The organism is Mitsuaria sp. MSU3D, from assembly GCF_056867975.1.
On sequence record NZ_CP200314.1, the window covers coordinates 831,692 to 844,433 of the forward strand.

The 12,742-nt window shown below is 67.1% G+C and carries 8 protein-coding genes; 4 read left to right on the top strand and 4 right to left on the bottom strand.

Annotation, left to right across the window (positions count from 1 at the left end; translation table 11 throughout):
• Positions 1-25: 25 nt before the first annotated feature.
• Positions 26-1,054 carry a hypothetical protein gene (locus AC1VNM_RS03725; protein ID WP_483105895.1) on the bottom strand — a complete coding sequence of 343 codons (1,029 nt, stop codon included), beginning with the start codon at positions 1,052-1,054 and terminating at the stop codon, positions 26-28.
• 65 nt (positions 1,055-1,119) lie between these two features.
• Positions 1,120-1,977, bottom strand: a complete 858-nt coding sequence (locus AC1VNM_RS03730; RefSeq protein ID WP_483105896.1) for a metallophosphoesterase — start codon at positions 1,975-1,977, stop codon at positions 1,120-1,122.
• A 270-nt stretch (positions 1,978-2,247) separates the two neighbouring features.
• Between AC1VNM_RS03730 and AC1VNM_RS03735 the strand changes: the two genes are divergently transcribed.
• The 4 genes from AC1VNM_RS03735 (at position 2,248) to AC1VNM_RS03750 (ending at position 10,883) form a co-directional block, all read left to right on the top strand.
• A complete protein-coding gene (locus tag AC1VNM_RS03735; RefSeq protein ID WP_483105897.1) occupies positions 2,248-4,332 on the top strand; it encodes a type VI secretion system Vgr family protein in 2,085 nt (694 codons plus the stop codon).
• A 13-nt stretch (positions 4,333-4,345) separates the two neighbouring features.
• The gene (locus AC1VNM_RS03740) at positions 4,346-5,896 is read left to right on the top strand and encodes a hypothetical protein (protein WP_483105898.1); all 1,551 of its coding nucleotides are present in this window, start codon (positions 4,346-4,348) and stop codon (positions 5,894-5,896) included.
• Complete coding sequence (locus AC1VNM_RS03745; protein ID WP_483105899.1) at positions 5,893-10,053, top strand: RHS repeat-associated core domain-containing protein; 4,161 nt, start codon at positions 5,893-5,895, stop codon at positions 10,051-10,053. Before AC1VNM_RS03740 ends, AC1VNM_RS03745 begins: the two co-directional genes overlap by 4 nt.
• Before the next feature lie 113 nt (positions 10,054-10,166).
• Positions 10,167-10,883, top strand: a complete 717-nt coding sequence (locus tag AC1VNM_RS03750) for a hypothetical protein (protein WP_483105900.1) — start codon at positions 10,167-10,169, stop codon at positions 10,881-10,883.
• 16 nt (positions 10,884-10,899) lie between these two features.
• Here AC1VNM_RS03750 and AC1VNM_RS03755 read toward each other — a convergent pair whose 3' ends face one another.
• The gene (locus tag AC1VNM_RS03755) at positions 10,900-11,427 is read right to left on the bottom strand and encodes a phospholipase D family nuclease (RefSeq protein ID WP_483105901.1); all 528 of its coding nucleotides are present in this window, start codon (positions 11,425-11,427) and stop codon (positions 10,900-10,902) included.
• A gap of 221 nt (positions 11,428-11,648) precedes the next feature.
• Positions 11,649-12,242 (bottom strand): hypothetical protein, encoded by a 594-nt coding sequence (locus tag AC1VNM_RS03760; RefSeq protein ID WP_483105902.1) that lies wholly within the window; start codon positions 12,240-12,242, stop codon positions 11,649-11,651.
• Positions 12,243-12,742 lie beyond the last annotated feature (500 nt).

Here is a 12,742-nt window from a genome sequence, read left to right on the forward strand (position 1 = left end):
GGGCTCGCGTCGAAGGCCTGCGTGCTCAGCGGAACGCCTTGGACGCCGTCATCCCGTCCGGACTCAGGAACGGCGTCAACTGCTCCCACGGCACCGTCACGTCGCGGGTGCATGGCGTATGGACATAGGCGATCGCGCTCAGCTTGAAGACCATGCCCGTGCGGACCGGGTAAACGGAGCCGCCGGCGTCGATCCTGTCGAGGCATTCGGTCTCGCCGTCTTCCTGGGACAGATAACGCCCCACGAGAATCCTCCCCAAGGGGGACTTGAGATCGACGCCCCGGCGATAAACAGCCATGAGCCAGGCATTGGGATCGATCTCGTCGGCCGAGCGCAGGTCGAACACGGCGGCGCGATCCGCGTAATACGGATGCGCGCCGCCGCAGTAGCCGCCGGACGCGGTCGTGATCACCGCATACCGTTCGTTCCAGGCCGCGACGGCCTGTCGCCAGCTGTATTCATGGTCGTGCTTCGGGCCGCGGACCATGCGGCCCTCACCGTCGCAATCGAGGGCCTCCGACATGGCGAGCTTGGCCTCATGCCAGAGCAGTTCATTGATGCGCCCGATGCCGACGCCGTCGCCCCACAGTGACACCGCCGACACGCTGGAGACACCGGAGTACGCGACTTCGTCGTAGATGCGGTCCTCGAAGTACTTCGAGGTCTCGCGATCAGGCTTCAGCTGGAGCGTGCGTCCCCCGTCGTACTGGTCCGTACCGGCCAGCTTCTTTGCCAGCAGCGGCAAGGCCCTGCGCCCATCCGTCGAGCGCCAGGTGCCCGTGAGCCGATCCCCCTGGCAATCCATCTGAAGGGTGCCCGTGCGGCGGCCCGACACATCGGTTTCCGTCCAACGCGTGGGGGCGCCTTCGTCGGCGCGCAGGTAGAGGTCTTCCAGGGACAGGTTGTAGTGATAGCGCGCGACCGGCGTCCTGGCATCGCTGTCGTCATGGCGTCCGAACACCAGCGACACCGGCACGGTGCCGATGCGGCCAGCCCAGGCTGTCTCGGCGCAGGCGGCCTGGACCGGGGTGGACACCATCAGCGCCAGCGGCAACACCGCGAGCGATGCCATGACTGGCACGGAGCGTGGGGACGTCGTCATCGGACCATTCTCTTCGGTCAGGCGCCACTCGCCACATCGCTCACGCTGAACATCACCCACTCCGGCCGCATGTTGATGCGGACCGGATAGATGCTGACGCCCAGGCCGCTGGTGATGTAGACCGGCCGACCGCCGACCTCCACCCACCCGTGGGTCTTGTCCTTCGGCCAGCCGTGCGGCGCGACGGCGGAGCCGTAGAAGGGGATCCAGACCTGACCGCCATGCGTGTGCGCGGCCACGGCAAGACCTGGCACCGGCGGCAGTGCGAGCGCGCTGGCGGGGTCATGCATCAGCGTCAGCGCCTGGGCGCCGGCGGGCAGTTGGCGCGCCGCGCGGACCGGGTCGCTCTGCATCGACGTCCTGTCCCCGATGCCCAGCACCCACAGGTCAGTGCCGGGCAAGGGCACCGCCTCGTTGAGCAGCACCTGGATGCCGGCCGCGCCCAGCGCGCGACTGAACCTCGGGCCGTCGGTCCACCAGTCGTGGTTGCCGAGCACCGCGTAGACGCCGCGCGTGGCGCGCAGGCGGCCCAGCACGGCGGCCACGTCTTCCGGCGTCGTGCCGTCCTCGCCGCGGCCGTAGATGAAGTCGCCGGGCAGCAGCACGACGTCGGGCCTGGCGGCGTTGATCTCGTCGACGATGGCGTTGGCGCGAGCGATGGTCATGACGCGCTTGAACTCGTGCGCGATGTGCCAGTCGGAGGCGACCACGACTTTGAGTCCCGGCGGTCCGCGCCAGCCGGGCACCTCCACGGGGATGTCGCGCCGGGCCACCCAGCGGGGCTCGATCAGCAGGCCCCAGACCGCCAGCAAGGCGAGGGCGAGCAGCAGGCAGAGGAGGAACTTGAAAAACTTGCGGAGCGCGGACAGCAGCATCGGAGGCGTGGGCAAAGGTGTCGGGAACGGGCGTGGATCGAATCGGGACGAGGCAGTATCGACGGATCTCCCGAGCCCTGTGATCCGGCCCGGAACAGGGGCCGCCGCGCATGAGGACCCTGCGGCAACTGGAACGACACGTGCCCCCCATGCGGAAGGTCATGCCCGGCGGACGCGTCGCGCGGGCACGTTGCCAAGGTGGTGACTTTCGTCGCTTTACCCCTCTGGGGGCGCTGCCTCTAATGCAGGCCCCACCGAGCATTGCGTGACATGACCGCTTCAATCCGGCTTGAATCCCCGCTGCCCGAAGGCACGTTCCGCGTGCACGAGTGCGACGCCGCAGAATCGTTGAGCGAACTGGGCGAGATCCGGCTCCGGCTGCTCAGCGAGCAGATGGACATCGCCCCGAACGATCTGCTCGGCAAGCCCGTGTCGGTGATCATCGCGCTGCGCGACACGGACACCCGCAGGCTGAGCGGCCACGTCGCCCGGTTCGTGCAGGGCGGGTTCGAGGGCCGTCACGGCGTCTACGAGATGACGCTGAAGCCCTGGCCGTGGCTGCTCACGCGCACCGCCGACTGCCGCATCTTCCAGGACATGAACGTGCCCGACATCGTGGCGGCCGTGTTCCAGGACCATCCCGTGGCGCGCTTCGAGTTCAAGCTGATGCGCCCGTACCGGCCCTGGACCTATTGCGTGCAGTACCGCGAGACGGATTTCAACTTCGTCGCGCGCCTGCTGGAGCAGGAAGGCATCTACTGGTACCTCGAGCACGATGAACGCGGCCACAAGCTGGTGCTCTGCGATGCGGCGGGCGCGCACGACAGCGTGCCGGGCTGCGAGTCGCTGCCCTTCTACGGCAACGTCGAGCAGGCGCCGCCCGCGCTGGAGCACATCAGCCGATGGACCTGCGAGCAACGCCTGCAGCCCGGCAAGGTGGTGCTGACGGACTATGACTTCGAGCGGCCGTCGACCTCCCTGCAGACCGAGCAGTCGCGGGTGCGCGGCTACGACCAGTCCGACGGCGAGATCTTCGATTTCCCCGGGGGCTACCGCCAGTCCGCCGACGGCACGCAATACGCGGAAGACCGCCTGGACGAACTGCACAGCGCCTTCAACGTCCTCACGGGCAGCACCAACGCCCAGGGCGTGTGCGTGGGCCGGCTGCTGTCGCTGAGCCGGCATCCGCGCGACGACCAGAACGGCCGCTACCTGATCACGTCGACCAGCTTGTCGGTGCGGCAGGCCGCGAGCGAATCCGGCAGCGGCCGGACCGAGCTTCGCTGCGACTTCGTCGCGATCCCCGCGGCCCAGCAGTTCCGGCCGGCGCGCCGCACGCCCAAGCCGCTGGTGGCGGGCCCGCAGACCGCCACGGTGACCGGGCCGGGGGGCGAGGAGATCCACACCGACGCCTATGGCCGCGTGAAGGTGCAGTTCCACTGGGACCGCCGCGGCCGCCGCGACGAGCGCAGCTCGTGCTGGATCCGCGTCTCGCAGCCCTGGGCGGGCAAGGGCTGGGGCGGCGTCTCCATCCCGCGCATCGGCCAGGAGGTCATCGTCGACTTCCTCGAGGGCGATCCGGACCAGCCCCTGATCGTCGGCCGTCTCTACAACGCCGAGCAGATGCCGCCGTACGGCCTGCCCGACGGCGCGATGGTCAGCGGCATCAAGTCCAAGACGCACAAGGGCACGGGCTACAACGAGCTGTCCATGAACGACACCGCGGGGCAGGAACAGATGACCCTGCACGCGCAGTACGACATGTCGACGACGGTGCTGCACGACCAGACCAACGCGGTCAACAACAACCGCACCACCACCGTGTCGGTGAACGACACCTTGACCGTCAACGCCGACCGCACGATGAGCGTGGTGGGCAAGCTGGCCGAGACCGTGAACGCCGGGCACGAGGTGACGGTCACCGCGGGGGGCTACACCCAGACGATCACGGGAGCGACGACGCGCACCGTGACCGGCGACCTGACCAACACCGTCAACGGCAAGCGCGAGAACACCGTCAACGGCCACTTCGTCGAGACGGTCACCGCCGGCGAGGAGAAAACCGTCAGCGCCGGCAAGCGGCTGACCGTGACCGGCGGCTACACGCAGGCCGTCACGGGCCCGCTGGACGTCCAGACGACCGGCGCGGTGACGCAGGGCGCGACCGCGACCATGTCGCTGCACGCGACCGGGGCGGGCTCCTACACCTCGGCCGCTTCGCTGACCCTCGGCGTGGGCGCATCGACCGTCGTCATCGACGCGGGCAGCATCACGATCAGTGCCGGCGGCTCGGTCATCAAGATCGATGCCGGCGGCGTGTCGGTCAACGGCACCGAAATCTCCCTGAACTGCTGAAGAAAGGGTGGCCATGGCCATCAATCCGGTGCAGCGCCGGCTCGCGGAGCTGCTGCAGCACTGGCAGGCGTTCATCGCCCTGCCGGACAAGCGCCTGCTGCTGTGGCAGGTGGCGGACGGCGGCCAGCGCATGCTGGACGCCTTCTTCGAGATGCAGCGGCACGAGGACCCCGACGGCGGCGCCACGAGCGGCGCCAGCGGCGACACCTTCATCGTCTTCGACGCGCCCTTCGAGCAGGCCATCGGCTACTCGCGTGCGCTCAAGGAGACGCTCGCGGGCCAGTACGCCGCGAGCCACGACGAGCTGCGCAAGGCCGGGCAGGTGCCGGACTGGCGTTTCGAGCCGGACGAGATTCCCGACACCGCCGCCGCGTTCGTGCGGGCGCTGGCGTCGCTGGCCGGGCATCACGCGGTGTTCGGGCATCTGGTGGCCGTGCTGTCGCCCGCGGGCGTGAGCGACGACGAGGCCTGGGCCGCCTGGGTGACCCGGGCGCTCGGGGCCGGCGTGCCAGAGGGCGTGCGCCTGCTCGTGCCCGACGTCGACGGCGCATCGCGCCTGGAGCGCCTGGCGGAAGCCGATCACCCCGAGGTGCTGGTGCAGGCGCTGTCGCTGGATGCCTGGTCCATCGCACAGGAGACCTTCGCGCAGGAACCCGCGGTGGGGCCGGGCGGCGTGTTCCGCAATCTGCTGACGGGCCTGTTCGCGCTCGCCGAAAAGGGCTCGGCCGATCAGGTGCTGCTGAAGGCGCGGGATGCGCTGGCCTTCGCGCATCGACAGGGCTGGCCCGACCAGGAGGTGGCGGTGCGGCTGCTGACGGCCGGCGTGATGCTCAAGGAGCGGCGCTGCGACGAGGCCGTCAACCACTACCGGCATGCGCGAACCTCCGCCGAGGCCGCGCGTGCCGCCGGGCATCCGGCGGGCGGTCAACTGGTGCTGCAGACGTGGTTCGGCGAGGCCGCGGCCCTGCTCGCGGCCGGGCAGCCGCAGGCGGCCGCGCCGTGCTACCAGGCGGCCGAGCAACTGGCCGCCGACCTGCCGAACCCGCTGATGCGCATCGAGGCGCTGCGCATGGGCACGTTCTGCCTCGCGCGCGCCGGGGACACCGAGGCCGCGCTGGCGTTCGGGCAATCGGCACTGATGGTCGGAGAGAAGCTCCGGCCTGCATCGCGGCCGATGACGACCTTGCCGCTGCATTGCTTCGAGATGCTGCGGCTCATCGAGCCCGAGCGCGCCGGTCGCATCGAGGCGATCCGTCATGCGCTCGAACACGAACAGACGCACAGGCGAGGGCGCCTGGACGCGCAGGCCGCGGCGCTGGAGGCGTCGTCCGACGTCGCGGCCTTGCGGCATGTCGAGCAGCAACACCTGGACGAGCGCGAGGCCCTGGCACTGCAGGCCCAGGAAGGCGCGGACCGTGAGGCGGCCGGTGGCGACGCCGCGTTCGTCGCGCTGTTCGCGCAGGCGCGCGGCCTGTTCGGGCCGACGTGGCCGGTCGTCATGCACGGCGCGATCGGACCCGGCCCGGGACCGGGCGCGGCAAAGGCCGAAGGAGTCGCCGCATGAGCCTTTCCGCCAAGCACGGTGACCCGCAACTGGGCATCGACATCCACCTGTGCACGACGCCGGCGGGACCGATCCCGCTGCCCACGCCCCACCTGTCGGTGGTGTTCGATCCCTTCGACTACCTGCCCTTCATCGGCGCGACGGTGAAGGTGATGGGCATGAAGCGGGCGACGGCGGGCACGTCGGCCATCGTCGTGCACATCCCGCCGGGTTTCCCCTTCGCCCCGATGATTCCGGAGAAGGACGACGAGCTGTTCATGGGCAGCGCCACCGTCGTGGCGGACGGCGATCCGATGTCGTACCAGGCGCTGCCGGTGCTGGGCTGCCAGGTGGCCGGCATGCCCAGCCCGCTGCGGCCGAAGAAGAAAAAGCTCAAGCTGCCCAACCTGCTGCCCACGAGCTTCAACCTGGCGATCCCCAACACGGTGAAGGTGGGCGGCGCGCCGACCATCTCGATGGCGGGCATGATCGCGCGCGGCGCCTTCGCGGGACTGGGCAAGCTGGCCAAGTCCCGGCTCGGCAAGGCGCTTGGCGCGCGCTTCAAGAAGTTCCGGCAGAAGCTGTTCAAGAACATGGACCCCGGCTTCCTGAAGTGCAAGGTGCTGCGCGCGGAGCCGGTGAACATCCTGACGGGGGAGGTCAGCGTCGAGCAGAGCGACTTCCACCTGCCCTGGCGCGTCCCGCTGGAATGGGGGCGCAGCTACGCCTCGGGTCGCGAGCGTGTCGGCGCCTGCGGCGTCGGCTGGGAGAGCCCCGCCGATGCGCGGCTGGAGATCGACGTGGCCGACGGCAGCGTGGTGTTCCTGCATCCCGACGAAGGACCGGCGCTCTTCCCCGCGCTGCCCGTCGAGCCTGGCGACGCGGCGGCGGTGCTGGAGCTGATGGACGGCGCGCGGCTCAGCGATCACGGCGACGAGTGGCGCGTGCGCACCAAGGGCGATCTGGTCTATCACTTCCCGAAGTCGCTGGCCGTCCTCACGGCCGAGGACGTGCGGGAAGTGCCGCTGGGCCGCGTCACCGACCTGTGCGGCAACTGGCTGCTCTACGAATGGGTGGAAGGCCGGCTGAGCGCGATCCGCGAATCGGGCGGGCGCCACCTGCTGGTCGAGTACGCGGGGCGCTTCATCCGGGCGCTCTCGCTGTACGTGCCCGAGGCCGACTTCAGCCACACCTTCGTGACCTACGAGCACGACGAGGCGGGCTGCCTCGTGGCGGTCCGCGACGAGCTGGACCACCCCTACCGCTTCGCCTACGACGGCCGCCACATGGTGCGGCATACCAACCGCACCGGGCTCTCGTTCCACTACGAGTACGACAAGAGCGGCGACGCGTGGCAGGTGGTCCACGCGTGGGGCGACGGCGGGCTGTACGACTACCGCTTCGCCTACTGGCCGGCGATCCATGAGGTGCGCATCACCGATTCGCTGGGGCAGGTGTCCACGGTCCAGTACGACGAGAACGGCCTGCCAATCCTGGAGATCGACCCGCTGGGCGGGCGCACGATCTTCGAGTACGACGAGGTGGGCCGCACCACCGCCGTGGTGGACGCGGCCAACCGACGCACCGAGTACGTCTACGACGAGCGCGGCAACCTGCTGCGGCTCACGCGCCCGGACGGCAGCGCGATGGCGGTCGAGATGGATGCGCGCGACAAGCCCGTGGCCATCACCGATCCCAACGGCGCAAGCTGGCGCCAGCGCTGGGACGAGCGCGGACTGCTGGCCGAGCAGATCAGTCCGCTGGGCGCGGTGACGCGCTACGAATACAGCGGGGACGGACTTCTGCTGGGCGCGACCGATGCGTTGAAGGCCACCACGCGGCTGGGCTACGACACCGACGGTTATCTGGTCAGCGTGCGGAATGCGCTGGGGCAGGTGACCCGGCTCGAGCGCGACCTGCTGGGCAACGTGCTGGGGCGTTCCGATCCGCTGGGACGCGGCACGCGCTACCGCTACGACCGCAAGAGCCGGCTCGTCGAGGCGGGCTTGCCGGCGGGCGCGCGCATCCGCTGTGCCTACGACGCGCAGGACAACTTGACGCACCACGAGGACGAGAACGGCGCGCGCACGAGCTTCGAGTACTTCGGGCAAGGACTGATCGCCAAGCGCCACCAGCCCGACGGGCATGTGGTGCAGTACCACTACGACACGGAAGAGCAACTCGTCGGCGTGAGCAACCAGCGCGGCGAGATGTACGAGCTCAGGCGCGACGCGCTCGGACGGGTGGTCGAGGAGGTGGACTACTGGGGTCAGGTCACGCGTTACGGCTTCGATCTCTCCGGGCATCTGAAGCAGAGCGTGGATCCACTGGGCCGGGCCATCGAGTACACGACGGACAAACTCGGGCGTGTCCGGCGCAAGCGATTCGAGCATCCGTTCGCGGCGGGGCGGATGTTCGAAGAGACCTTCGACTTCGATGCCAACGGCAATCTCACCGCATGCGCGAACGAGCATGTCACGGTGCAGCGGACGCTCGATGTCGAAGGGCGTCTGGTCGAAGAGAAGCAGGGCGACTTCGTCGTCAGGAACGACTTCGATGCGCTGGGGCGCCGCATCCGCCGCGAGACCAGCGCGGGCAACACGATCGCCTACGAGTACGACGTGCTCGGGCAGCCGACGGCCATCCGCATCAACGACGAGCCGCCGATCACGATCGAGCGCGATGCGGCGGGGCAGGTGGTCAAGGAGACGCTGTCGCCGGCGTTGGAGCGGCAGTACCAGTACGACGGCGAAGGCCGCCTCACGGGGCGGGGCGTCAGACGCGAGGCCGAGTGGCTGTTCAGCACGCAGTACGCCTACGACTCGGTGGGCAACCTCACGCATCGCAAGGACAGCCAGTACGGGGTGGACCAGTTCCGCTACGACCCGCTGGGGCAGATCGTCGAGCATGTCGATCCGCAGGGCAAGCTCAAGCGCTTCTTCCACGACCCGGCGGGGGATCGCCTGACGACCGGCGTGAAGCAGGCAGAGGGCCCATGGCGGCGCGAAGGCTGGTGCGAGGGCGTGCATTACCGCTTCGATGCGGCGGGCAACCTGGTCGAGCGGCGTGACGAGCGGGATCTGGAAACTGCGCAAGCCGCGGAGGCGCCGAAGACGCTCGCGTTGGCGTGGGATGCCAACCAGCGCCTGGTGCGCAGTCGCGCGAGGCCGACGTTCGGCGGCGTCGAAGCGGAAACGGTTGAAACCGTCTACGGCTATGACCCGTTGGGGCGGCGGGTCTTCAAGCGCACAGGCGACTTCTGCGCGAAGTTCGGCTGGGACGGGGATGCGCTGGCGAATGAAGAGACCGGTGCCGCCTCACAAGGGCAGCCGCTGCAGCGCGAGTACGTGTACTACCCGCACACCTTTGTGCCGCTGGCCCTGGTGGATGGTGAAGGCAGCTACCGCTATCACGCCGATCCGAATGGTTGTCCGACACGGTTGACGAAACAGGACGGCCAGGTCGTTTGGGCGGCGCAGTACGAAGCGTGGGGCCAGGCTCGGATCTCGATCAACGAGATCGCCAATCCGTTGAGACTGCAGGGCCAGTACGACGACGAGGAAAACGGGCTGTACTACACCCGGTATCGCTACTTCGATGCGGTGGCCGGGCAGTTCGTGAGTCAGGACCCGATTCGCCTGGCCGGTGGCCTGAACATTTACCAGTTCGGCCCGAACACCTTCAACTGGGCTGATCCGCTGGGGCTCAGCGCGCAATGCCAGAGAAACAGGAGACGCGGGACGTCCCGATACCAGGGGCACGATGTGCGTGGCTTCAGGAATGCGGGCGAAATCCAGGAACGCCTTGGCAACCTGAAAAACCGCCTGAAGGCCTTGGGGATTGACGATGCCCAGGTCGGGATTCTGGGAAGCTCGGTCACCAATGTTTCCAGCAAGGGCGGCAACTTCCGCCAGGACCGTCTCCCCGACGGGCTGAAGGCCAGCGACGTCGATTTCTGGGTGTCCAGTCCCACGCTTGACCGCAAGTTGAAGGATGAATTCGACGTCGACGGCAAGATCAAGCCGCGTTCGACCAAGAGCGCGAATGCCGAATTGCATCAGGTGTTCCAGGACTTCGACGCCCAGACCGCGCAGCAACTGGGGCGCGGATCGAGTGTGGCCGTCGTGCGCACCGATACGATCGCCAATCTGCCGAGTTCCGAAAAGATCTCTTATTAGCGGTCGTCGAGGAAATTGAAATGACGCTTGTAGTTTTGCCAAGGCTCTCAGTGCCGCTGTTGGACTTTCCTCTTGGGGGTGGGCGCTCCATTTCTCTCGTGAAAGTGAGCGGCATGGCCTTCGCTCACGATGCGCCCAAGTTGGCCAACCTGGCGCTGAGCGAGTGCTTCGATTCGCCCGAACATCGAGTCGGCGGCGCGATTTCCTTTCCGGAGCAGCTTCCGCGTGCCACTCAGACGGAAATCATGAGTCAGCCATTCAGGCTGCTGAATTGTGTCGCGGTGCATGCGACTCAACATTCGGCGCCGATCAGCTCGGCTGAGCTCGAGGGATTGACGCAGGTGTGCATCGACCGAAAGCTCAAGACAAAAAAGGGGCGGCCTGTTGATCCGCGGGACTTGGATCCAAGGCCAGGCGTTTTTGTGATGGACAGCCATTCGCCGACGATCCAGTCCGCCGCCGAGATCCACGGCGAGGGAAGCATGAAGATCGGGTTCGTCCGGTTCCGCGGGATCTATCGACCGGGGTCGGAAGGTCTGGATGACGCGGTACTGATCGGACGTGTCCTGAACATGTTCTCTGTCATGACCGACCCGGACGGCATGGTCGTCGACCTCTCCGACTTGGACTATCAATACGGAAATGATCTGCAGGTCGGGACCTACAAGTTCCGTGGCGCGCGGTCGCCGATCGTCGTGATCGCGAAACCCAACCAGGTGGATGCGTACCGAGGTGCCGGCATCCATTGCATCGTGAGCGACCGCCGCGCGGCAATGGTGTTGGCGGCGGAGCGAGCGGCGGAATGGGCGCAGGATCGCGCGGCGCGCTGACGGCTGGCAGCCACCATCAGGGCATGGGCGGAGGAGGTGCCTTGTCGGGAAGCGCTTTGGCGTCGTACGGCTTGCCGAGGTCCCACCGTGACTGCCAGTGCGCGACGTACTGGCGGACGATCTCGGGCGCGTTGCGGATCACGACGACGTTCTCCGAGTTGAGCGTTTCCGCCGACGGCGCGAAGTTGAACGAGCCCGTCTCCACCGTGTGGCCGTCCACGATGATCGTCTTGTCGTGGTGGATGTGGAAATGGTCGTTGGTGCGCAGCTCCACGCCGTGGCCGGTCACGAAGTCCATGGCCTTCTTGCTCGGCTTGTTCTGGTTGCGCTTCCTGTCCACGACCACCTGCACCTGAACGCCGCGCTGTCTGGCATCGACCAGCGCCTGCATGATGTCGGGCGCCTGGAAGGCATAGGCCAGGATCTGGATGCGCTCCTTTGCGCCGCTGATGGTCTCCAGCACGAGCTGTCGCGCCGAACCCTCGGGCGAGAAGCCGACCTGGATCTCGGGTTCGGCATGAGCGGCAAAGGAAACGCTCAGCAAGGCTGCGAGCGCGAGGCATCGAATCGATGTCAAGGGAGGTCCCCCGTTGCTTCAGATGGCGACAGCGCCGCGCTGATGGCAGCATCTCGACCGGCGACGAGGCAATGGAAGAACTGTCGGGTGGGCAGCGGCGAAAACACGTCGCGCGGCGGGCGCGGTCCCACCGCTTGCGTGAAACAGTTGAGAGTCAATTGGGGAGAAGCATTGCGACAGCAGATCACTCAAACCCTCACCCAACCCTCGGTCAACGATTGCTGGGTGGGCGCTTTGGGCGCTTCCCCTGTGTCGAAGAACCGTGCCATGCATGGGCCGCCGTTGTGGCCGAAGGTGGTGTTGAAGTCTTGCTGATCAAGCTGATTGGACAGGTCGTAGAGCCTGCCATTCTGGCCGTCGATCACATGGATCGCCCCACTATCCGCGCTCACCACATTCATCGCGTGATTGTCCTTTGCCTTGCGCTGCGGCACGCTGATGATGCCGCGCCGACCCGGCTCGATTTCCGCCTTGATCATCTCTTCAATGCTGACTTGCGCTTTGACGGCCTTGGGATCGTTGTTCTCGTGCGGCAGGTTGGCTGCAGACGTGTCGGTGGCCACCCAGAATTTCGCTGGCGTTCCAGAGGCGAGTGCCTCGAGGTTTTGATCAACGGCCTTCGAGCAATACACGCAGTTTTGCCTCAATGCCTTTGGACCGCCCATCAATGCACCAATCCCATTGGAAATCGCCCCAGTGTAGTAATTCGGATTGACGTTCCGCGCGACAAACATCAGCGACTCTGCGTTACCACCTTGGGCGGCCGCTGCAAATGACGTCACCTGGCTCGGCTTCTCCGCGATCCCCTCGAAAAAATTCGCAGACTGTCGCAGGTTCGGCGTAGCGCTGGCACCTGGGCCTGGTGCCCTGGACGACGATGGGAGGCTGACGCGACTTCCGGTCGGGCTTGATCGTGGCGAGACCCGTGTCGGCAGGCCATGGGGATTGCCGGTGGATCGAACGCTCTCTCCAGAAGTTCGAGCAGGCGCATCTGCGGCTGTGGCGGGGGCCGAAGACAACGCGGGGTTGACGCTGCCAAGTGGGTTGTTGATGGGGCGGCTTTGCATTCGAAAATGATATCGGCGGTCCTCCCGTGAGTTCGGCCGTGAGGAGCGAACGATTGGCTGGACATGCGAACCCGTCTGCGCCAACTGTCCGCCTTGGACGCCGGCCACTGAAGACTCGGACGGGGGCTGCAAAAGCAAGGCCTGCGAACTGGCCGAACAGTGCGATGCGGGCTGTGCAGCCGCGCTGACAGGACGGTGAGTTGGACGCTGTCCAA

Bases quoted from the DNA above. Each gene is read 5' to 3' on its own strand.
- AC1VNM_RS03730 (WP_483105896.1), bottom strand. From the start codon at position 1,977: ATGCTGCTGTCCGCGCTCCGCAAGTTTTTCAAGTTCCTCCTCTGCCTG.
- AC1VNM_RS03735 (WP_483105897.1), top strand. From the start codon at position 2,248: ATGACCGCTTCAATCCGGCTTGAATCCCCGCTGCCCGAAGGCACGTTC.
- AC1VNM_RS03740 (WP_483105898.1), top strand. From the start codon at position 4,346: ATGGCCATCAATCCGGTGCAGCGCCGGCTCGCGGAGCTGCTGCAGCAC.
- AC1VNM_RS03745 (WP_483105899.1), top strand. From the start codon at position 5,893: ATGAGCCTTTCCGCCAAGCACGGTGACCCGCAACTGGGCATCGACATC.
- AC1VNM_RS03750 (WP_483105900.1), top strand. From the start codon at position 10,167: ATGGCCTTCGCTCACGATGCGCCCAAGTTGGCCAACCTGGCGCTGAGC.